The sequence below is a fragment of the Amycolatopsis sp. VC5-11 genome (genome assembly GCF_037034185.1).
In the GTDB taxonomy this organism is placed as follows: Bacteria; Actinomycetota; Actinomycetes; order Mycobacteriales; family Pseudonocardiaceae; genus Amycolatopsis; species Amycolatopsis nivea.
In genome coordinates this window covers 40,343-59,505 of record NZ_JBAGKF010000029.1, presented here as the reverse complement: position 1 = coordinate 59,505, position 19,163 = coordinate 40,343, and the positions used below count along the sequence as shown (strand labels likewise).

Genomic DNA, 19,163 nt, shown 5'->3' with positions numbered 1-19,163 from the left:
CCGCCTTGACAAGCACCCCCGAACCGTCAGCACAATCAAGCTTCGGGGTGCCCCACGCAACCACCAAGCGATGTCGCCGCCAGGCGACGAGGCCCCACACACAGAAACAAAAAACGGGCCCGCCCGGAAAACCGGACGGGCCCGCCTAAAACGCAGCCAGATCAGCTAACGGTGGCCGAACCACCAGCAGCCTCGATCTTCTCCTTGGCAGAACCGGAGAAAGCGTGCGCGGTCAGCTCAAGCTTGACCCCGTTCAAGTCCCCGTTCCCGAGAACCTTGACCAGCTTGCCCTTGCGAACAAGCCCGTTGGCAGCCAGCTCCTCCGGCCCGACCTTGCCGCCGTCGGCGAACACGCGGGCGATGTCGCCCACGTTCACCGGCTGGTACTCGGTGCGGAACCGGTTCTTGAACCCACGCAGCTTCGGCAGCCGCATGTGGATGGGCATCTGCCCACCCTCGAAACCGGCGGGCACGTTCTTCCGGGCCTTGGTGCCCTTCGTGCCGCGACCGGCGGTCTTGCCCTTCGAACCCTCACCACGGCCGACGCGGATCTTGTCGCGCTTGGCGCCAGGAGCCGGACGAAGGTGGTGGATCTTGATGGCGGTCATGCCTGGACCTCCTCGACCTCCACCAGGTGGCGGACGGTGTGGATCAGGCCGCGCACCTGGGGGGTGTCCTCACGCACGACGCTCTGGCGGATCTTGCGCAGCCCGAGGGTGCGCAGCGACTCGCGGTGAGCGTGCTTCGTGCCGATCTTGCTCTTGACCTGAGTGACCTTGAGCTGAGCCATGTCAGACCCCCTGGCCGGCACGCTGGCGCAGCATCCGGGCCGGGGCGACGTCCTCGAGCGGCAGACCGCGGCGAGCGGCCACCTCCTCCGGACGCTGCAGACCCTTCAGAGCCGCCACGGTCGCGTGCACGATGTTGATGGCGTTGTCGGAGCCGAGCGACTTCGACAGCACGTCGTGGACGCCCGCGCACTCCAGCACCGCGCGCACCGGGCCGCCGGCGATGACACCGGTACCAGCGGACGCGGGACGGAGCAGCACGACCCCGGCGGCTTCCTCACCCTGGATCGGGTGCGGAATGGTGCCGGCGACGCGCGGAACGCGGAAGAAGTTCTTCTTCGCTTCCTCGACGCCCTTGGCGATGGCCGCGGGAACTTCCTTGGCCTTGCCGTAGCCGACGCCGACCTGACCGTCGCCGTCGCCGACGACCACCAGGGCGGTGAAGCTGAAGCGACGACCGCCCTTGACGACCTTGGCGACGCGGTTGATCGTCACGACCTTCTCAAGGTGCGGGGTCTTGTCCTGGGCCGCCCCGCCACGGCCGCCGTCGCGCCGGTCGCGACGGTCCCGACGGTCACCGCGGTCGTTGCCGCCCTGACCCGGTCCGCCCTGGCCGCCGCCGAATTGCCGTGTACGTCCCGGCATCAGGCTTTCCTTCCATTCACGAGCATGTGCATCAGAACTTCAACCCCGCCTCGCGGGCGGCGTCGGCGAGCGCGGCGATGCGGCCGTGGTAGGCGTTGCCGCCACGGTCGAACACCACGGCTTCGATGCCGGCGTCCTTGGCGCGCGAAGCGACCAGTTCGCCGACCTTGGCCGCCTTGGCCTTCTTGTCGCCCTCGAAGGACCGCAGGTCCGACTCGAGGGTGGACGCCGACGCCAGCGTGTGACCGGCGAGGTCGTCGATCACCTGCACGGTGATGTGCCGCGAGGACCGCTTGACGACCATGCGCGGACGCACCGGCGTGCCGCTGATCTTCTTGCGGAGGCGGAAGTGCCGACGGGTCTTGGCGACGCGGCGGCGGGTCGAGATGTCCTTGCCGACCGGCTTGCGCTTCGTGGTAGTCGTGTCGCTCATCACTTACCCGTCTTTCCGACCTTGCGGCGGATCTTCTCACCCTCGTACCGCAGGCCCTTGCCCTTGTACGGGTCCGGGCGGCGCAGCTTGCGGATGACCGCGGCGGTCTGGCCGACCTTCTGCTTGTCGATGCCGGAGACCGAGAACCGGGTCGGCGACTCCACCTTGAAGGTGATGCCTTCCGGAGCCTCGATCTTGACCGGGTGGCTGTAGCCGAGGGCGAACTCGAGGTCCGAGCCCTTGGCCTGCACGCGGTAACCGACGCCGTGGATCTCGAGCTTCTTCTCGTAGCCCTCGGTCACGCCCACCACGAGGTTGTTCACCAGCGTGCGGGTGAGGCCGTGCAGGGCGCGGCTCGTGCGCTCGTCGTCCGGGCGCTTCACCAGGAGGGCGCCGTCCTCGTCGCGCTCGACGACGATCGGCTCGGCGACGGTGTGCTCCAGGGTGCCCTTCGGCCCCTTGACCTTGACGTTCTGGCCGTCGATGGTCACCTCGACCCCGGAGGGGACGGCGACCGGCAGCTTTCCGATGCGTGACATGTCTGTGCCCCCTTCCTTACCAGACGTAGGCGAGGACTTCGCCGCCCACGTTGTTGCGCTTGGCCTGCCGGTCGGTCTGCAGGCCGCCGGACGTCGAGATGATCGCGACGCCGAGGCCGCCGAGAACGGACGGCAGTTCGGTCGATTTTGCGTAGACCCGCAGACCCGGCTTGGAGACGCGGCGAAGGCCGGCGATGCTCCGCTCGCGGTTGGGGCCGTACTTCAGCTCGACGACCAGGTTCTTGTGCTTCTCGCCCGGCTCGTCGCGGTAGCTCGCGATGTAGCCCTCGCGCTTGAGGATCTCGGCGATGTTCGCCTTGATCTTCGAGTGCGGAAGCACGACCTCGTCGTGGTAAGCCGAGTTCGCGTTGCGCAGACGGGTCAAGAAGTCTGCGATGGGGTCGGTCATCGTCATGGTGACCTGTCAACCTTTCTCGCCTGGTTCCCCGCCTCGCCCGGCCGGAGCGGTCTCCGGCCGGGTCGGCGGGGCCTGTGGCGAACTGGGAATAGAGTTTCGAGCCTTACCAGCTGGACTTGTGGACACCGGGCAGTTCGCCCGCGTGCGCCATCTCCCGGAGGCAGATCCGGCACAGGCCGAACTTGCGGTACACCGAGTGCGGGCGACCGCACCGGTTGCAACGGGTGTAGGCGCGCACCGCGAACTTCGGCTTCTTCGAAGCCTTGCTGACTAGCGCTTTCTTGGCCATCGGCTCAGTTCTCCTTGAACGGGAAACCGAGCTTGCGCAGCAACGCCCGGCCCTCGTCGTCGGTGGTGGCGGTCGTGACGACGGTGACGTCCATGCCGCGAGGGCGGTCGATGTCGTCCGGGTTGATCTCGTGGAACATCGACTGCTCGTTGAGACCGAACGTGTAGTTGCCGTTGCCGTCGAACTGCTTGGGCGAAAGCCCGCGGAAGTCGCGGATACGGGGCAGCGCGATGGTCAGCAGCCGGTCGAGGAACTCCCACATCCGGTCGCCGCGCAGCGTGACGCGCGCGCCGATCGGCTGGCCCTCGCGCAGCTTGAACTGCGCGATCGACTTGCGGGCCTTGCGGATTTCCGGCTTCTGCCCGGTGATCAGGGCGAGGTCGCGGACCGCGCCGTCGATCAGCTTGCTGTCCCGGGCGGCGTCCCCGACACCCATGTTCACGACGATCTTCACGACGCCGGGAATCTGGTGCACGTTGGGGATGGAGAACTCCTTCTGGAGCTCGCCCTTGATCTCTTCGCGGTACCGGGTCTTGAGACGCGGCACGATCTTCTCTGCGGTGGTCATGTCAGATGTCCTTGCCGTTCCGGCGCGAGACCCGGACCTTCTTGCCGTCCTCGCCGATGCGGTAGCCCACCCGGGTCGGCTTGCCGTCCGAGTCCACGACCATCACGTTCGAGACGTGGATGGGCGCTTCCTGGGTCACGATGCCGCCGGACTGCGCGCCGCGCTGGGTCTGGGTGATCCGGGTGTGCTTCTTGATCCGGTTGACACCCTCGACCAGAACGCGCTCGCGGTCCGGGTAGGCCTGGATGACCTTGCCCTTGGCGCCCTTGTCCTTGCCGGCGATAACGACGACCGTGTCGCCCTTCTTCACCTTCATCACAGCACCTCCGGCGCGAGCGAAATGATCTTCATGAACTTTCGGTCGCGCAGCTCGCGGCCCACCGGGCCGAAGATGCGGGTGCCCCGGGGCTCGTTGTCGTTCTTGATGAGCACGGCGGCGTTCTCGTCGAACCGGATGTAGGAACCGTCCGGACGACGGCGCTCCTTCACCGTGCGGACGATGACAGCCTTGACGACATCGCCCTTCTTCACCCCGGCGGCCGGGATGGCGTCCTTCACGGTGGCGACGATGATGTCGCCGATGCCGGCGTAGCGCCGCCCGGATCCGCCGAGCACGCGGATGCAAAGGATTTCCTTCGCGCCCGTGTTGTCGGCAACCCGAAGCCGCGACTCCTGCTGGATCACGTCAACTCCTGTATGTCGCGCTGGTTCTCGCTGTCGCGAGCCTTGCGGAACCAAGGACTCCCGAAAGAGCCCTGCTTACTTGGCCTTCTCCACGACCTGCACCAGACGCCAGCGCTTGGTCGCCGACAGCGGACGGGTCTCCATCAGGGTGACCCGGTCGCCCACGCCCGCCTCGTTGTTCTCGTCGTGCACCTTCACCTTGGAGGTGGTGCGGACGACCTTCGAGTAGCGCGGGTGCTTCTTGCGGTCCTCGAGCTCGACCACGATCGTCTTGTCCATCTTGTCCGAGACGACGTAACCCTCACGGACCTTGCGGTAGTTCCGGGCGGTCTTCTCGGTGGCAGCCTCGCTCATGCGGCACCTTCACTTTCGGCGTCGGGAGCCACGGACAGGCCGAGCTCGCGCTCGCGCATGACCGTGTAGATCCGCGCGATGTCCGTGCGGACGGTGCGCAGCCGACGGTTGTTGTCCAGCTGCCCGGTCGCCATCTGGAAGCGGAGGTTGAAGAGCTCCTCCTTGTATTCCTTCAGACGCAGCACGAGCTCTTCGGCGGTGAGCTCACGCAGCTCGGATGCCTGTGCGGCTCCGTTAGCCATCAGAACTCACCTTCCCGGGTCACGATGCGGCACTTCATGGGCAGCTTGTGGATCGCGCGGCGGAGCGCCTCGCGGGCGGTCTCCTCGTTCGGGAAGCTGATCTCGAACATCACGCGGCCCGGCTTCACGTTGGCGATCCACCACTCGGGCGAACCCTTGCCGGAACCCATGCGGGTTTCCGCCGGCTTCTTGGTCAGCGGGCGGTCCGGGTAGATCGTCGTCCACACCTTGCCGCCACGCTTGATGTGACGGGTCATGGCGATACGAGCGGACTCGATCTGCCGGTTCGTCACGTAGCTGTGCTCAAGCGCCTGGATGCCGTACTCGCCGAAGTTGACCTTGGTACCGCCCTTGGCGGCGCCGTGGCGCTTCGGGGAGTGCTGCTTGCGGTGCTTGACCCTGCGCGGGATGAGCACGTCTCAGCCCTCCGTCTTTTCTGCGGTCTCGGCGGCCGGAGCCGCTTCGGTCGCGTTGTCGCTCTTCGCGGCGGCAGCGGCGCGACCAGCCTCGGTCGACGTCGCGGTCGTGCCCGACGCGCCGGAACGGCGCGGGCGGGACGGCCGGTCGCCGCGGTCGCGGCGCGGCGCGCGGTCCGCGGCCGACGCGGCGGCGTCGCGCTCGGCGCGCGCCTTCAGGCCGCCGACCAGCTCGCCCTTGTAGATCCACACCTTCACGCCGATGCGGCCGAACGTCGTCTTGGCCTCGAAGAAGCCGTAGTCGATGTCAGCGCGCAGCGTGTGCAGCGGGACCCGGCCGTCGCGGTAGTGCTCGGAACGGGACATCTCGGCACCGCCGAGACGACCGCCGCACTGCACGCGGATGCCCTTGACCTGCGGCGAGCGCATGGAGGTCTGGATCGCCTTGCGCATCGCGCGGCGGAACGCCACGCGGTTGCTCAGCTGCTCCGCGACACCCTGCGCGACCAGCTGCGCGTCCGCCTCGGGGTTCTTCACCTCGAGGATGTTCAGCTGGACCTGCTTCTTGGTCAGCTTCTCCAGCGCGCCGCGGATCCGGTCGGCCTCCGCGCCGCGGCGGCCGATGACGATGCCCGGCCGGGCGGTGTGGATGTCGACGCGAACCCGGTCACGGGTGCGCTCGATCTCGACCTTGGAGATGCCGGCGCGCTCCATGCCGGTGGAGAGCAGCTTGCGGATCTTGACGTCCTCGGCCACGTACTCCGCGTACTGCTTGTCGGCGTACCAGCGCGACTTCCAGTCAGTGGTGATACCCAGGCGGAAGCCGTGCGGGTTGATCTTCTGGCCCACTACCGGCCACCTGCCTTCTTGTTGCTCTTCTTCTCCGCAGGCCGCGACTCGACCACCACGGTGATGTGGCTGGTGCGCTTGCGGATCCGGTACGCACGGCCCTGGGCACGCGGACGGATGCGCTTGAGGGTCGGGCCCTCGTCGGCGGTCGCGGACTTGATCCAGAGCGTCTCCGGGTCCAGCTGGAGGTTGTTCTCGGCGTTGGCCGCCGCGCTGGCGATGACCTTCGCGAGCGGCGTGCTGGCCGCCTGCGGCGCGAACCGGAGCACGGCCAAGGCCTCGCTGACGCTACGACCCTTGACGAGCTCGATCACCCGGCGCACCTTCATCGGGGCGTCCCGGACGAAACGAGCCCGCGCGACGGCCGTAGGCAGCTCTTCGGCTGCGGCCGTGGCGTTTGACTGGGCGTTCATCTGCTTCCCTTAACTTTCTCTGGCCCGCTCAGCGGCGGCGCGACTTGCGGTCGTCCTTGATGTGGCCCTTGAAGGTCCGCGTCGGGGCGAACTCGCCCAGCTTGTGACCCACCATCGCCTCGGTGACGAACACCGGGACGTGCTTGCGGCCGTCGTGCACCGCGATCGTGTGACCCAGGAAGTCCGGGATGATCGTGGAGCGCCGCGACCAAGTCTTGATCACGGTCTTCTTGCCCGATTCGTTGAGAGCGTCCACCTTCTTGAGCAGGTGGTCGTCCACGAACGGGCCCTTCTTAAGGCTGCGTGGCATGTGCTTCTACCTCCCTGCTCAGCGCTTCTTGCCGGTGCGCCGGCGGCGGACGATCAATTTGTCGGACGGCTTGCTCTTGCGAGTGCGGCCTTCGGGCTTGCCGTTCGGGTTCACCGGGTGGCGACCACCGGACGTCTTGCCCTCACCACCGCCGTGCGGGTGGTCGACCGGGTTCATCACGACACCGCGGACAGTCGGGCGCTTGCCGCGCCAGCGGTTGCGGCCCGCCTTGCCCCAGTTGATGTTCGAGTGCTCCGAGTTGCCGACCTCGCCGACGGTCGCGCGGTTGCGCACGTCCACGTTGCGAATCTCGCCCGAGGGGAGACGCAGCTGGGCGTAGGGACCGTCCTTGGCGACGAGCTGCACGCGGGCGCCGGCGGACCGGGCCATCTTCGCGCCGCCGCCGGGGCGGAGCTCGATCGCGTGGATCACGGTGCCGACCGGGATGTTGCGCAGCGGCAGGTTGTTGCCCGGCTTGATGTCGGCGCGGGGGCCGTTCTCGACCGTGTCGCCCTGCTTCAGCTTCTCCGGCGCGATGATGTAGCGCTTCTCGCCGTCGGCGTAGTGCAGCAGCGCGATGCGCGCGGTGCGGTTGGGGTCGTACTCGATGTGCGCGACCTTGGCCGGCACGCCGTCCTTGTCGTGACGACGGAAGTCGATCACGCGGTAGGCGCGCTTGTGGCCACCGCCCTTGTGCCGGGTGGTGATCTTGCCCGAAGCGTTCCGGCCGCCGGTCTTGCTCAGCGGACGCAGCAGCGACTTCTCCGGCGTGGACCGGGTGATCTCGGCGAAGTCCGAGACGCTCGAACCGCGACGACCCGGGGTCGTCGGCTTGTACTTGCGGATGCCCATTGTCAGCTCAGTCCTTTACGCGGTGGGTCCGCCGAAGATCTCGATCGCCTTGCTCTCAGGCGAAAGAGTCACGATGGCGCGCTTGGTGTCCTTGCGCTTGCCGAAGCCGGTACGAGTCCGCTTCCGCTTGCCCTGGCGGTTGGCCGTGTTGACACTGACGACCTTCACGCCGAACACCTTCTCGACCGCGATCTTGATCTGGGTCTTGTTGGCGTCCGGACGGACGATGAACGTGTACTTGTGGTCCTCGAGCAGTCCGTAGGACTTCTCGGAGATCACCGGCGCGAGCAGGATGTCGCGGGGGTCCGGGATGGCGACCGAGCTCACTTCTCGTCACTCCCTTCCGAAACCTCGCTCGAACGCGCGAGGGCCTTGACGACCTTCCCGCGGACGGGACCTGCCACGAACGCGTCGTAGGCGGCCTTGGTGAACACGACGTCGTCGTTGACCAGGACGTCGTAGGTGTTGAGCTGGTCAGCCCAGATCAGGTGCACGTACGGCAGGTTCCGCGCGGACACCCAGGCGAGCTCCTCGTCGCGGTGCAGGACCACGAGAACGCGCTTGGCCTGGGTCGCGGCGGCGATCGCCGACTTCGCGGTCTTGGTCGACGGCTTCTCGCCGGTGACCAGTTCCGTCACGACGTGCAGCTGGCCGGCGCGGGCCCGGTCGGAGAGGGCGCCACGCAGAGCGGCGGCCTTCATCTTCTTCGGGGTGCGCTGGGTGTAGTCGCGCGGCGTGGGGCCGTGCACGACGCCACCGCCGGCGAACTGCGGCGCACGGGTCGAACCCTGGCGGGCGCGCCCGGTGCCCTTCTGCCGGTACGGCTTCTTGCCGCCACCGGAGACCTCACCGCGGGTCTTCGTGTCGTGCGTGCCCTGGCGCGCGGCGGCCAGCTGGCCCACCACGACCTGGTGCATCAGCGCGACGTTGGCCTGCACGTCGAAGATCTCCCCGGGGAGCTCGACGGTGCCGTCGGCTTTACCGGCCGGAGTCTTCAGCTCGACGCTCGTCATCGTCAGTTTCCACCCTTCGCGGCGCTGCGCACGAACAGCAGGCCGCCCTTGGGACCGGGCACCGCGCCCTTGATCAGCAGCAGGCCGTCCTCGGCGCGCACGGCGTGCACGGTCAGGCCCTGCGTGGTGACCCGGTCGCTACCCATCCGGCCCGCCATGCGCAGGCCCTTGAACACGCGGCCCGGCGTGGCGCAGCCGCCGATCGAACCCGGCTTGCGGTGCACGGCCTGCGCACCGTGGCTCGCGCCCTGGCCCTTGAAGCCGTGGCGCTTCATGACACCGGCGTAGCCCTTGCCCTTGCTGGTACCGGTCACGTCGACCGAAGTGCCAGCCTCGAACACCTCAGCGGTGATCTCCTGGCCGACCTCGTAGGTCTCGGCGTCGGTGGTGCGCAGCTCGGCGAGGTGCCGGCGCGGCGTCACGCCAGCCTTGTCGAAGTGGCCGGTGCGCGGCTTGTTCACCTTGCGCGGGTCGACCGCGCCGAACGCCAGCTGCACGGCCGCGTAGCCGTCTTTGTCGGTGGTCCGGACCTGGGTCACCACGTTCGGACCGGCCTTGACGACAGTGACCGGGACGACCCGGTTCTGCTCGTCGAAGACCTGGGTCATGCCGAGCTTGGTGCCCAGGATGCCCTTCATTTGCCTGTCAGACATGAGTTCTTATCTCCGCCGCTCGCCCAACGCTTACTGGATGTTGACGTCGACGCTCGCCGGGAGGTCGATGCGCATGAGCGCGTCGACCGTCTTCGGCGTCGGGTCGAGGATGTCGATCAGACGCTTGTGCGTGCGCATCTCGAAGTGCTCGCGCGAGTCCTTGTACTTGTGCGGCGAGCGGATGACGCAGTAAACGTTCTTCTCGGTAGGCAGCGGCACCGGCCCGACAACACGGGCACCGGTGCGCGTGACCGTTTCCACGATCTTGCGCGCCGAGGTGTCGATCGCCTCGTGGTCGTAGGCCTTGAGCCGGATGCGGATCTTCTGTCCCGCCATGGTGGCTGCGTTCCTTGTCGTCTCGTGCCGCTTTGTCTCGTCAACCTGGGCCGGAGCCCGGGTTTCAGCAGTTCAACGGCCCTGTCCCCGGTCCACGCGGTCGGGCGTGTCGCGCCCGCCGCACAGACGGATCCCTAAGGATCGTCGTCTTGCCTGGTCTTCCTCTACGTGAGGAGGCCGCGGGCCGACACGGGGTCGTCCCTACTGGCCTTGCCCGCTAGCCTCACCCGAAGGACGAGCTCCACGGACCGTGGCCGCTCATACCAGGGCGGCCGGAACCCAGTCGATTGAAAACCGATCAGGATTCGGCCGCCCCAGGACGAGCAACCTGAATAGTGTCGCACACGTGAGTTGACGCCCTGAACTCGGGGGTGTATTGACCCGAATTCAGGGCGCCGACGTCACTTGTTGATCTTGGTAACCTGGCCCGCGCCGACGGTCCGGCCACCCTCGCGGATGGCGAAGCGCAGACCCTCGTCCATGGCGACCGGCTGGATCAGCACGACGCTGATGTCCGTGTTGTCGCCCGGCATGACCATCTCGGTGCCCTCGGGGAGGGTCACGACGCCGGTCACGTCCGTGGTGCGGAAGTAGAACTGCGGGCGGTAGTTGTTGAAGAACGGGGTGTGCCGTCCGCCCTCGTCCTTGGACAGGATGTAGACCCGGCCCTCGAACTCGGTGTGCGGGGTGGTGGTGCCCGGCTTCACGACGACCTGGCCGCGCTCGACGTCCTCGCGCTTGATGCCGCGCAGCAGGAGGCCGACGTTGTCGCCCGCCTGGCCCGAGTCGAGCAGCTTGCGGAACATCTCGACACCGGTGACGGTGGTCTTGGTCGACTTCTCGCGGATACCCACGATCTCGACCTCTTCGTTGACGTTGACCTGGCCGCGCTCCACGCGACCGGTCACGACGGTGCCGCGGCCGGTGATCGTGAAGACGTCCTCGATCGGCATCAGGAAGGGCTTCTCGAGCTCGCGCACCGGGTCCGGCACGTTGTCGTCGACGGCGTGCATCAGCTCGAGCACGGCGTCGGCCCACTTCTGGTCGCCCTCGAGGGCCTTGAGGCCGGAGACGCGCACGACCGGCGCGTCGTCGCCCGGGAACTCCTGCGAGGACAGCAGCTCGCGGACCTCCAGCTCGACGAGCTCGAGGATCTCCTCGTCGTCGACCATGTCGGCCTTGTTCAGCGCCACGACGATGTAGGGCACGCCGACCTGGCGGGCCAGCAGCACGTGCTCGCGGGTCTGCGGCATCGGGCCGTCGGTCGCCGCGACCACCAGGATCGCGCCGTCCATCTGCGCGGCACCGGTGATCATGTTCTTGATGTAGTCAGCGTGACCGGGGGCGTCCACGTGCGCGTAGTGACGCTTCTCGGTCTGGTACTCGACGTGCGAGATGTTGATCGTGATACCGCGCTGCTTCTCTTCCGGCGCGTTGTCGATCTGGTCGAACGCACGGGCTTCGTTCAGCTCCGGGTACGCGTCGTGCAGAACCTTGGTGATCGCCGCGGTCAGCGTGGTCTTGCCGTGGTCGACGTGACCGATGGTGCCGATGTTGACGTGCGGCTTGCTCCGCTCGAACTTCGCCTTCGCCACTGGAATGTCCTCCTGGACTGGATTTGCTTTGTGCTCGCGGGGCAGCGTGGCTGCCGCCCCGCGAATGTTCCTTCGTCGTTGCTGCGGACGTTCAGGAGAGTCCCTTAATGCCCGCGAGCGGAGGGGATTACTCCCCCGTCGCCTTCGCGATGATTTCCTTCGCGACGTTCGCGGGAACCTCGGCGTAGGAGTCGAACACCATGGAGTAGTTCGCCCGGCCCTGGGTACGGGACCGCAGGTCGCCGACGTAGCCGAACATCTCCGACAGCGGGACCAGTGCCTTCACGACACGGGTACCGGCGCGCTCCTCCATGGCCTGGATCTGGCCACGGCGGGAGTTGAGGTCGCCGATCACGTCACCCATGTAGTCCTCGGGAGTCGTGACCTCGACGGCCATCATCGGCTCGAGGATGACCGGGCCTGCCTTCTTCGCGGCTTCCTTCATCGCCATGGAACCGGCGATCTTGAACGCCATTTCGGAAGAGTCGACCTCGTGGTACGCGCCATCCAACAAGGTGAACTTCAACCCGACGAGCGGGTAGCCGGCCAGCACGCCGTACTGCATCGCGTCCTGGGCGCCCGCGTCGACCGACGGGATGTACTCCCGCGGCACGCGGCCACCGGTCACCTTGTTGTCGAACTCGTAGAGAGCACCGTCGGTGCGCTCGAGCGGCTCCAGCTTCACGATGACCTTCGCGAACTGGCCGGAACCACCGGTCTGCTTCTTGTGGACGTAGTCGAGCTTGTCCACGGTCTTCTTGATGGTCTCGCGGTAGGCGACCTGCGGCTTGCCGATGTTCGCCTCGACCTTGTAGTCGGACTTCATGCGGTTGACCAGCACCTCGAGGTGCAGCTCGCCCATGCCCGCGATGATCGTCTGACCGGTGTCCTCGTCCAGGTTGACCTGGAACGTGGGGTCTTCCTCGGCGAGCTTCTGGATCGCCAGGGAGAGCTTCTCCTGGTCGGCCTTGGTCTTCGGCTCGATGGCCACCTTGATGACCGGGTCCGGGAAGGTCATGGACTCGAGCACGACCGGGTTCTGCGCGTCGGCAAGGGTGTCACCGGTGGTGGTGTCCTTCAGGCCGATGACCGCGTAGATGTGGCCGGCCAGAGCCTCGTCGACCGGGTTCTCCTTGTTGGAGTGCATCTGGAAGATCTTCCCGATGCGCTCCTTGCGCTCCTTGGTCGCGTTGACGACCTGGGCGCCGGAGGCGACCTTGCCCGAGTAGACCCGGATGTAGGTCAGCTTGCCGAAGAACGGGTGCGCGGCGATCTTGAACGCGAGCGCGGAGAACGGCTCCTCGGTCGTCGCGTGCCGGGTGACCGGGGTCTCGCCGTCGGGCAGCAGACCCTCGACCGGCGGCACGTCCAGCGGCGACGGCAGGTAGTCGATGACCGCGTCCAGCATCGGCTGCACGCCCTTGTTCTTGAACGCGGAGCCGGCGAGCACCGGGAACGCCTCGCGGGTGACGACCAGCTTGCGGATGCCGCCCTTGATCTCGTCCTGGGTCAGCTCTTCGCCCTCGAGGAACTTCTCCATCAGCGCGTCGTCGGTCTCGGCGACGGCCTCGATCAGCTTCTCGCGGTACTCGGCCGCGCGGTCGGCCAGCTCGGCCGGGATGTCCTCGACGGAGTAGTCGTCGCCCTTCTGCACCTCGCCGCGCCAGACCAGGGCCTTCATCCGGACCAGGTCGATGACGCCCTCGAACTCGTTCTCCGCGCCGATCGGCAGCTGGATGGCCAGCGGCCGGACGCCGAGACGGTCCGAGATGGTCTGCAGGGTGTAGTAGTAGTCCGCACCCAGCTTGTCCATCTTGTTGACGAAGCAGATGCGCGGGACGTCGTACTTGTCCGCCTGCCGCCAGACCTGCTCGGACTGCGGCTCGACGCCTTCCTTGCCGTCGAAGACGGCGACCGCGCCGTCGAGCACCCGCAGGTTGCGCTCCACCTCGACGGTGAAGTCGACGTGCCCGGGGGTGTCGATCAGGTTGATCTGGTAGTCGTTCCAGAAGGTGGTGGTGGCAGCCGAGGTGATGGTGATGCCTCGCTTCTGCTCCTCCTCCATCCAGTCCATCGTGGCGGCGCCGTCGTGGACTTCGCCGAGCTTGTAGTTGATCCCGGTGTAGAACAGGATCCGCTCGGTGGTGGTGGTCTTACCGGCGTCGATGTGCGCCATGATGCCGATGTTGCGGACCTTGTTGAGGTCGGTCAGCACTTCACGTGCCACGAGAATGTTCCCCTGTCTCGAACGTGGGGCCCGGCATGGCTTCTATCGGCAGCCGGGCGGTCATCACCAGCGGTAGTGCGCGAAGGCCTTGTTGGACTCGGCCATCTTGTGCGTGTCTTCGCGACGCTTGACGCTGGCGCCAAGGCCGTTGCTCGCGTCCAGCAGCTCGTTCTGCAGCCGCTCGATCATCGTCTTCTCGCGGCGGGCCTGCGAGAAGGAGACCAGCCAGCGCAGCGCCAGCGTGGTGGAGCGGCCGGGCTTGACCTCGATCGGCACCTGGTAGGTGGCGCCACCGACGCGGCGGCTCTTCACCTCGATGGTGGGCTTCACGTTGTCGAGCGCGCGCTTCAGCGTGACGACCGGGTCGGTGCCGGTCTTCTCGCGAGCGCCTTCGAGAGCGCCGTAGACAATGCGCTCGGCCAGGGACCGCTTGCCGTCCTTCAGCACCTTGTTCACCAGCTGGGTGACCAGCGGGGAGGCGTAGACGGGGTCGGAGATCAGCGGCCGCTTCGGCGCCGGACCCTTGCGAGGCATTAGCTCTTCTCCTTCTTCGCGCCGTACCGGCTGCGCGCCTGCTTACGGTTCTTCACACCCTGGGTGTCGAGCGAACCGCGGATGATCTTGTAGCGAACACCCGGCAGGTCCTTGACCCGGCCACCGCGCACGAGCACCATCGAGTGCTCCTGCAGGTTGTGGCCTTCGCCCGGGATGTACGCGGTGACCTCGATACCGCTGGTCAGCTTCACACGAGCAACCTTGCGCAGGGCCGAGTTCGGCTTCTTGGGAGTCGTGGTGTACACGCGGGTGCACACGCCACGACGCTGCGGGCTCCCCTTGAGGGCCGCGGTCTTCTGCTTGGCAGCCTTGTCCTGGCGGCCCTTGCGGACCAGCTGCTGGATCGTGGGCAATGGACCAGCTTCCTGTCGTGATCTTGCTTCTTCGTGTCTTCACCGGTCCCCGCGGTCGGGCGTGTCGGCCCGCGTCACGGTCTCGCGACCGGTAACTTCCCGGAGGGATTTTCCGTCGGAACCCCACGTGGCGAGGCCGGTGAACCGGGTGCAAAAGCACCCCGCTCATGCCCAACGGCACGCGGAGCGGCCCGACGCCTGCCGGGCACGGTCTCCAAAGATACCCGTCCACTCACGGAGCGGTCCGGGCGGGGGGTCGCTACGGTCGCCGACCGGTCATCGTAACCCCAGATCGGGGCCTTGGGACGGTGCCGCGCGGGACTTCCCGAGATGCAGAACGCGGGGCTCGGCGACGCTATTCCCGGCCGGGTTCCCGCGGTCAGAGCGCACTTCGGTTCGCATGCCGGGACGGGGCGACCAATGAATGGACGCGCGCCGGGCATCGCTCGCCGGCAGCCGCGCCGCGGCTTGCGACGGCGTTAAGAACGCGAGAGAAATTCTTCAGCGGCAAGAAGAAGAGCCGCCGGGTGTTCCACAATGGACCTCGCCCGGGGTGACAAGCACCTCACCGGAGACGGCGCCCGCCTCAGGGCTGGGCGGAGCCGCGAAACCCGGCCCGGCGGTGTGCACCCGCCGGGCCGGGGTCAAACCTCGTCGGACCGGGCCGCGGCCAATCTTCGTCCGGACCGGGCCGCGGGTTAGTCCTCGTCCGGGCCGAGCCGAGGGTCAGTCCTCGCCCGGCCGGGTCAATCCTCGTCCAGGCCGGGCCGGAGATCAGTCCCCGTCCGGGCCGAGCCGAGGGTCAGTCCTCGCCCGGCCGGGTCAATCCTCGTCCAGGCCGGGCCGGAGATCAGTCCCCGTCCGGCCAGCCGCGGGTCAGTCCTCGTCCGGCTTCGCGTGGTCGGGCTTGCCCGGGTTCGGGTCGCGCGACAGATCGATCAGCGGGTGCACTCCAGCCCCCTCCGGCGCGGCATGGCTGCCGCCGGTCTTCTTGTCCCCCGGCTGGTCGACGTTCTCGCTGCCGTCCATGTCGCCTCCTCGTTCGGTTCCCCTGCCGGACTGCACGGTACCTGCCGGGGAAATCGGTGGACGGACTCCCCAAGATGAGGGACGTGGACTGGAAGATCAGCGAAATCCCGGCCGAACACCCCGACGCGACGGCGATCCTGCGCGAGTACATGGACGAGGTGGCGTCGCGGTATTACGGCCGTCCGGCCACGCCCGCCGAGGTGGACGAGGCGCTGGCCGACGAGCCCGCCGACGGCCTCGTCGCGCCGACCGGGGCCTTCCTGATGGCCTACCGGGACGGCAAACCGGCCGGTTGTGTCGGGGTCCGCGTGGTCGAGCCGGGGCTGAGCGCGTTGACGAAGGTGTACGTGCGCCCGGAGCACCGCGGGCACGGCGGCGGGAAGCTGATCGTCACGGCGGCCGAAGAGGCGGCGAAGCGGCTGGGCTCGGTCCGGATGCGGCTCGACACCCGGGACGACCTGGTCGAAGCACGCGCGCTGTACGCGTCGATGGGCTACGCGGAGGTCGAGGCGTTCAACGACGACAAGTACGCCGAGCACTGGTTCTCGAAAGACCTCAGCTGAGCCGTCCCGCGCAGCTGGCGACCTCGCCGTCGGCGGCTTTCGCGGACCGCGCCAGCACGCCGTTCACCGAGATCCGGCATTCGACCGGGCCGCTCGACTGGCCCATCAGCTGCACGGTCGGCGCGACGGCGGACTTCGGCCAGGTCAGGGTCTTGCGCCAGGGCAGCGGCACGGACAGCTCCTGGTGCACCAGGCCGAGGCCGTTGTCGTCGTAAACGACGGTGGCGGTGCCGGAGCCGGCGAGTTCGTAGGTGATCTGCCAACTGGACAGAGCGGGCGCGGCCGGCGCGGTGGACGTCGTCGGGGCCAGGGTGCGCGTGACGGTGCGGTCCGGGGCGCGCTGCGGCACGACCGCGGCCGGCGTCGAGACGGCGACCGGGGCGGGGTCTGCGTCGTCGCCGAGGATCACTGCTGCCGCGGCGACGGCGGCCACCGCGATCCCGGCGATCGCGAGCCGGCCGATCAGCTGTCTGTCCATGGTCCTTCTTTCCGGGGTCCGCCGGCGGTTCCCGGGGACGAGGGGAACCACCGGCGGGGTCGGGGTCAGCCGGGCAGGATCCGGCCGGGGACGCCGTTCAGCGACTGGATCAGGCCCAGCACGGGCACGCCGAGCGGCGCGAACGTCCAGATGTTGTTCAGGTTCGACGTGTCCGGCTCGTCGACCACGACGACACCGGGCTGGTCCTGCGCGGCGGCCAGCGCGGGAGCGGCGGCGCCGAGCACCGCGGCTCCGGCGAGCGCGGTGGCGGCTACGGCGCGGACGACTGTCTTCTTCATGGCTTTCTCCTTCAGTGCTCAGGAAACGGCGGTGACGAGGTTGAACACCGGCGCGAGGAGCTGCGCCGGGGCTTGGGTCGTGGGGCCGAGGAGGCTGCCCGCGTCGAGGCCGGGGACGACCCAGATCGACGGGTTGCCTCCGGTCGGCGCGCCCGGGAGGCCGGGGAGGCTCGGGGTGGGCAGACCGCCGGTCGGAAGCGCGGGCAGGCCGCCGGTCGGCAGGGAAGGCAGGCCACCGGGGAGACCGGCAACGGAGGATTCCGGAGCGGCGGCCTGGCCAGCGGCGACCGCGGGCTGGGCGGGAGCGGAGGCGTCCGGGGTGGCGGCGCTGGCCGCTCCCCCGCCGAATCCGGCGAACGCCCCGGCCGCGGCGAGCGGCAGCAGGATCCGGGCGGCAGTGCGTTTCATCAGGGGTTTCCTTTCTTCGGGGTACTTCGGGGAACTGCGGGTCAGCGGAGCGCGCCGCTGATCGGGACGATGGTTCCGTCGGGGATCCACTGCCCGGCGTAGTCGCGCGCGGCCTGCATGCCGGGCGCGTGCGGTTCGTTCGGGTACATCGGCATCGCGTTGACCTGCGCGGCCGCGAACAGCTGCACCTCGCCGTTCACCGCTGTCCACTGTGGACCGAGCCAGGTCCGGAAACCGCCCAGTGACGGGCTTTCTCCGCCGAAGCTGTTGCCGACCGCCACCGCGTAGCTGACCGCGAGCTGGTCGCGCGGGTCGAAGCGCAGCGGCATGGCCGCGCTGGCCACGGTGTTGACGATGGGTCCGTTGAGCAGCCACGGCGCGAGATACAGGCCGAACTGGTGCGTCGGCTTGAGCCGCTGCGACTCGGCGGCGCGGCTCATCGCGAGGTACCCGTCGCTCCAGCCGGAGACGACCACCAGTGCGGTGTCCGCTGCCGCGTCCGGGCGCACCGGCAGCCCGGCGCGAGCGGCGGTTTCACGGACGAGCTGGGCGGCTTGCACCCCGCGCGGCGACTTGTCCTCGACCAGCGTGATCGCCGACGGGTTCCGCGAGGCGAGGAATTCGACCAGCTTCACCAGCGAACCGCGGTCCTCCGGCGACAACGCGTCCGCCGGGCAACTGGTGAGCACGTCGCGTTTCTCCGCCACCAGACCGCCGAGCGCGGCTTCCGCGCATTCCGGCGCGTCAGCGTCCGACACCGCCGGGCCTGCCTCCGTGCCCGCGTCGACGTCGACCGTGGTGGTCGCGTCGCCCTTGTGCACGACGAGAGTGCTGCGTCCGGGCGGAAGTTCGACCTCGGCCCAGCTGCCTTCCGCACCGGCGCGCGCCGCCGCGGTGGTCACGGTCCCGCCCTCGACGCCAGCGGACAGGTCCGTGCCCGCGCTCGCCGGGAAGTGCACGAGGTTGCGTCCGGGCCGTTGCGGGCTGACCAGCACCGGCACGCTCGCGCCGCCGACGGTCGCGTCCGCCAGCAGCGGCACTCCGGGCACCGGTAACGGCGCTGGCTGCGGCACCGCGGCGAGCGCACTCCACGCGACGAAACCGAGCGCGACCCCGGCGACGCCGTAGCGGTAACCGCGAATGGAAGCGTTGCGAGACAACAAGATTGCTGACACGACGGTGACCGCGGCGGGCAGCAGGACCACCACGATCAGCGAGATGCCGAAGAGCGTTTCGTACAGCCGTCGGTCGAAGGCGACTCCGGAGACGCCGAGCTGCACGACGCCCGCAAGCGTCAACAGTCCGGCGAGGCTGACCGACAGCGGCCCGACGCGCAACGGCGTCGAGCGCCACTCCTCCACCGGCACCCACGCCGACAGCAGCGTCACGCCGAACCACAGCGCAGCTGCGGCGACGTACACAGTGTCGATAGCGAAGGAGATACCCGTGCCGTCGACGGAGGTCTCCAACACCACGAGTACGACCAGCGCGAGCGAAGCCCAACGGCCCGCCGAGGGCCACCGAAGCAGCACCGGCACCGCCAACGCGAGCACGATGTGCACGATCAGCGCGACGAGGTTGACGTCGACCGTCGCCGCCGACACCGCGGCCAGCACCGCCGAGCCGACCCCCAGCGCGCCGGTGGTGAGCCACAGCTTGCGCGGCAGCGGTCCGACGAGCGGACGCAGAATCCCGGTACCGGCGAGGAATGCCGTCGCCAGCAGCAGTATCAGCCGCAGCATCAGCGCGGCACTGTCCACCCCGGACGATCCGGTGGCGGCCGGAGTGACGTGGTGATCCATGGAGACCTTCTTCGGGGAGAGTCCCGGCGCGCGGACGGACGCCCGCGCGCCG

At 68.3% G+C, this 19,163-nt stretch carries 31 protein-coding genes; 1 reads left to right on the top strand and 30 read right to left on the bottom strand.

Annotation, left to right across the window (positions count from 1 at the left end; all coding sequences use genetic code 11):
- Positions 1-161: 161 nt before the first annotated feature.
- From rplO to WA670_RS42665, 26 genes are all read right to left on the bottom strand, one after another.
- Positions 162-608, bottom strand: a complete 447-nt coding sequence (gene rplO / locus WA670_RS42790; protein ID WP_009072329.1) for a 50S ribosomal protein L15 — start codon at positions 606-608, stop codon at positions 162-164.
- Positions 605-790 (bottom strand): 50S ribosomal protein L30, encoded by a 186-nt coding sequence (rpmD, locus tag WA670_RS42785; RefSeq protein WP_004558875.1) that lies wholly within the window; start codon positions 788-790, stop codon positions 605-607. Before rpmD ends, rplO begins: the two co-directional genes overlap by 4 nt.
- A 1-nt stretch (position 791) precedes the next feature.
- On the bottom strand, positions 792-1,433 hold the full coding sequence (rpsE, locus tag WA670_RS42780) for a 30S ribosomal protein S5 (RefSeq protein ID WP_009072328.1): 642 nt from the start codon (positions 1,431-1,433) through the stop codon (positions 792-794).
- Positions 1,434-1,464: 31 nt separating this feature from the next.
- Complete coding sequence (rplR, locus tag WA670_RS42775; protein WP_037816260.1) at positions 1,465-1,866, bottom strand: 50S ribosomal protein L18; 402 nt, start codon at positions 1,864-1,866, stop codon at positions 1,465-1,467.
- On the bottom strand, positions 1,866-2,405 hold the full coding sequence (gene rplF / locus WA670_RS42770; RefSeq protein WP_037816261.1) for a 50S ribosomal protein L6: 540 nt from the start codon (positions 2,403-2,405) through the stop codon (positions 1,866-1,868). The genes rplR and rplF overlap by 1 nt, the downstream gene beginning before the upstream one ends.
- A 16-nt stretch (positions 2,406-2,421) precedes the next feature.
- Positions 2,422-2,820 carry a 30S ribosomal protein S8 gene (gene rpsH, locus WA670_RS42765; protein WP_020662789.1) on the bottom strand — a complete coding sequence of 133 codons (399 nt, stop codon included), beginning with the start codon at positions 2,818-2,820 and terminating at the stop codon, positions 2,422-2,424.
- A gap of 106 nt (positions 2,821-2,926) precedes the next feature.
- On the bottom strand, positions 2,927-3,112 hold the full coding sequence (locus WA670_RS42760; protein WP_020662790.1) for a type Z 30S ribosomal protein S14: 186 nt from the start codon (positions 3,110-3,112) through the stop codon (positions 2,927-2,929).
- A 4-nt stretch (positions 3,113-3,116) separates the two neighbouring features.
- Positions 3,117-3,680, bottom strand: coding sequence for a 50S ribosomal protein L5 (gene rplE / locus WA670_RS42755; RefSeq protein ID WP_037816262.1), 564 nt, complete (start codon positions 3,678-3,680; stop codon positions 3,117-3,119).
- A gap of 1 nt (position 3,681) precedes the next feature.
- The gene (rplX, locus tag WA670_RS42750) at positions 3,682-3,996 is read right to left on the bottom strand and encodes a 50S ribosomal protein L24 (protein WP_009072317.1); all 315 of its coding nucleotides are present in this window, start codon (positions 3,994-3,996) and stop codon (positions 3,682-3,684) included.
- Positions 3,996-4,364 (bottom strand): 50S ribosomal protein L14, encoded by a 369-nt coding sequence (gene rplN, locus WA670_RS42745; RefSeq protein ID WP_004558867.1) that lies wholly within the window; start codon positions 4,362-4,364, stop codon positions 3,996-3,998. Before rplN ends, rplX begins: the two co-directional genes overlap by 1 nt.
- A gap of 75 nt (positions 4,365-4,439) precedes the next feature.
- Positions 4,440-4,718, bottom strand: a complete 279-nt coding sequence (gene rpsQ, locus WA670_RS42740) for a 30S ribosomal protein S17 (RefSeq protein WP_037816263.1) — start codon at positions 4,716-4,718, stop codon at positions 4,440-4,442.
- Positions 4,715-4,960 carry a 50S ribosomal protein L29 gene (rpmC, locus tag WA670_RS42735; protein ID WP_009072314.1) on the bottom strand — a complete coding sequence of 82 codons (246 nt, stop codon included), beginning with the start codon at positions 4,958-4,960 and terminating at the stop codon, positions 4,715-4,717. Before rpmC ends, rpsQ begins: the two co-directional genes overlap by 4 nt.
- Positions 4,960-5,376, bottom strand: coding sequence for a 50S ribosomal protein L16 (rplP, locus tag WA670_RS42730; RefSeq protein WP_009072313.1), 417 nt, complete (start codon positions 5,374-5,376; stop codon positions 4,960-4,962). The genes rpmC and rplP overlap by 1 nt, the downstream gene beginning before the upstream one ends.
- A gap of 3 nt (positions 5,377-5,379) precedes the next feature.
- Positions 5,380-6,225, bottom strand: coding sequence for a 30S ribosomal protein S3 (rpsC, locus tag WA670_RS42725; RefSeq protein WP_037816264.1), 846 nt, complete (start codon positions 6,223-6,225; stop codon positions 5,380-5,382).
- Complete coding sequence (rplV, locus tag WA670_RS42720; protein WP_037816265.1) at positions 6,225-6,638, bottom strand: 50S ribosomal protein L22; 414 nt, start codon at positions 6,636-6,638, stop codon at positions 6,225-6,227. The genes rpsC and rplV overlap by 1 nt, the downstream gene beginning before the upstream one ends.
- Before the next feature lie 28 nt (positions 6,639-6,666).
- Complete coding sequence (gene rpsS, locus WA670_RS42715) at positions 6,667-6,948, bottom strand: 30S ribosomal protein S19 (RefSeq protein ID WP_003102083.1); 282 nt, start codon at positions 6,946-6,948, stop codon at positions 6,667-6,669.
- A gap of 18 nt (positions 6,949-6,966) precedes the next feature.
- Positions 6,967-7,800: a 50S ribosomal protein L2 gene (rplB, locus tag WA670_RS42710; RefSeq protein ID WP_037816266.1), complete on the bottom strand. Its 834-nt coding sequence runs from the start codon at positions 7,798-7,800 to the stop codon at positions 6,967-6,969.
- A 15-nt stretch (positions 7,801-7,815) separates the two neighbouring features.
- Positions 7,816-8,127 carry a 50S ribosomal protein L23 gene (gene rplW / locus WA670_RS42705; protein ID WP_009072304.1) on the bottom strand — a complete coding sequence of 104 codons (312 nt, stop codon included), beginning with the start codon at positions 8,125-8,127 and terminating at the stop codon, positions 7,816-7,818.
- Entirely contained in the window at positions 8,124-8,813 is a 690-nt protein-coding gene (gene rplD / locus WA670_RS42700) for a 50S ribosomal protein L4 (protein ID WP_037816268.1), read from the bottom strand. Before rplD ends, rplW begins: the two co-directional genes overlap by 4 nt.
- 2 nt (positions 8,814-8,815) lie before the next feature.
- Positions 8,816-9,466, bottom strand: coding sequence for a 50S ribosomal protein L3 (gene rplC / locus WA670_RS42695; RefSeq protein ID WP_037816269.1), 651 nt, complete (start codon positions 9,464-9,466; stop codon positions 8,816-8,818).
- Positions 9,467-9,496: 30 nt separating this feature from the next.
- Complete coding sequence (gene rpsJ, locus WA670_RS42690) at positions 9,497-9,802, bottom strand: 30S ribosomal protein S10 (protein WP_003102098.1); 306 nt, start codon at positions 9,800-9,802, stop codon at positions 9,497-9,499.
- A gap of 401 nt (positions 9,803-10,203) precedes the next feature.
- Positions 10,204-11,397 carry an elongation factor Tu gene (tuf, locus tag WA670_RS42685; protein WP_037816270.1) on the bottom strand — a complete coding sequence of 398 codons (1,194 nt, stop codon included), beginning with the start codon at positions 11,395-11,397 and terminating at the stop codon, positions 10,204-10,206.
- Positions 11,398-11,524: 127 nt separating this feature from the next.
- Positions 11,525-13,624 carry an elongation factor G gene (gene fusA, locus WA670_RS42680; RefSeq protein ID WP_037816271.1) on the bottom strand — a complete coding sequence of 700 codons (2,100 nt, stop codon included), beginning with the start codon at positions 13,622-13,624 and terminating at the stop codon, positions 11,525-11,527.
- A 63-nt stretch (positions 13,625-13,687) separates the two neighbouring features.
- The gene (rpsG, locus tag WA670_RS42675; RefSeq protein WP_007031033.1) at positions 13,688-14,158 is read right to left on the bottom strand and encodes a 30S ribosomal protein S7; all 471 of its coding nucleotides are present in this window, start codon (positions 14,156-14,158) and stop codon (positions 13,688-13,690) included.
- On the bottom strand, positions 14,158-14,532 hold the full coding sequence (rpsL, locus tag WA670_RS42670; RefSeq protein ID WP_003102113.1) for a 30S ribosomal protein S12: 375 nt from the start codon (positions 14,530-14,532) through the stop codon (positions 14,158-14,160). Before rpsL ends, rpsG begins: the two co-directional genes overlap by 1 nt.
- An 876-nt stretch (positions 14,533-15,408) precedes the next feature.
- Positions 15,409-15,561: a hypothetical protein gene (locus tag WA670_RS42665; protein ID WP_101436018.1), complete on the bottom strand. Its 153-nt coding sequence runs from the start codon at positions 15,559-15,561 to the stop codon at positions 15,409-15,411.
- A gap of 74 nt (positions 15,562-15,635) precedes the next feature.
- On the opposite strand from WA670_RS42665, the gene WA670_RS42660 reads away from it, so the two are divergent.
- Positions 15,636-16,124, top strand: coding sequence for a GNAT family N-acetyltransferase (locus WA670_RS42660; RefSeq protein WP_275293161.1), 489 nt, complete (start codon positions 15,636-15,638; stop codon positions 16,122-16,124).
- On the opposite strand, the gene WA670_RS42655 is transcribed toward WA670_RS42660, so the two are convergent.
- The 4 genes from WA670_RS42655 to WA670_RS42640 all read right to left on the bottom strand — a co-directional run bounded on the left by WA670_RS42655 (position 16,117) and on the right by WA670_RS42640 (position 19,111).
- Positions 16,117-16,602 carry an MmpS family transport accessory protein gene (locus WA670_RS42655; protein WP_336161862.1) on the bottom strand — a complete coding sequence of 162 codons (486 nt, stop codon included), beginning with the start codon at positions 16,600-16,602 and terminating at the stop codon, positions 16,117-16,119. The two genes, WA670_RS42660 and WA670_RS42655, sit on opposite strands and share 8 nt — an antisense overlap.
- A gap of 65 nt (positions 16,603-16,667) precedes the next feature.
- A complete protein-coding gene (locus tag WA670_RS42650; RefSeq protein ID WP_336161861.1) occupies positions 16,668-16,901 on the bottom strand; it encodes a hypothetical protein in 234 nt (77 codons plus the stop codon).
- Between the two features lie 18 nt (positions 16,902-16,919).
- Positions 16,920-17,309 (bottom strand): hypothetical protein, encoded by a 390-nt coding sequence (locus tag WA670_RS42645; RefSeq protein ID WP_336161859.1) that lies wholly within the window; start codon positions 17,307-17,309, stop codon positions 16,920-16,922.
- Positions 17,310-17,350: 41 nt separating this feature from the next.
- Positions 17,351-19,111 (bottom strand): hypothetical protein, encoded by a 1,761-nt coding sequence (locus WA670_RS42640; protein ID WP_336161858.1) that lies wholly within the window; start codon positions 19,109-19,111, stop codon positions 17,351-17,353.
- Positions 19,112-19,163: the final 52 nt, after the last annotated feature.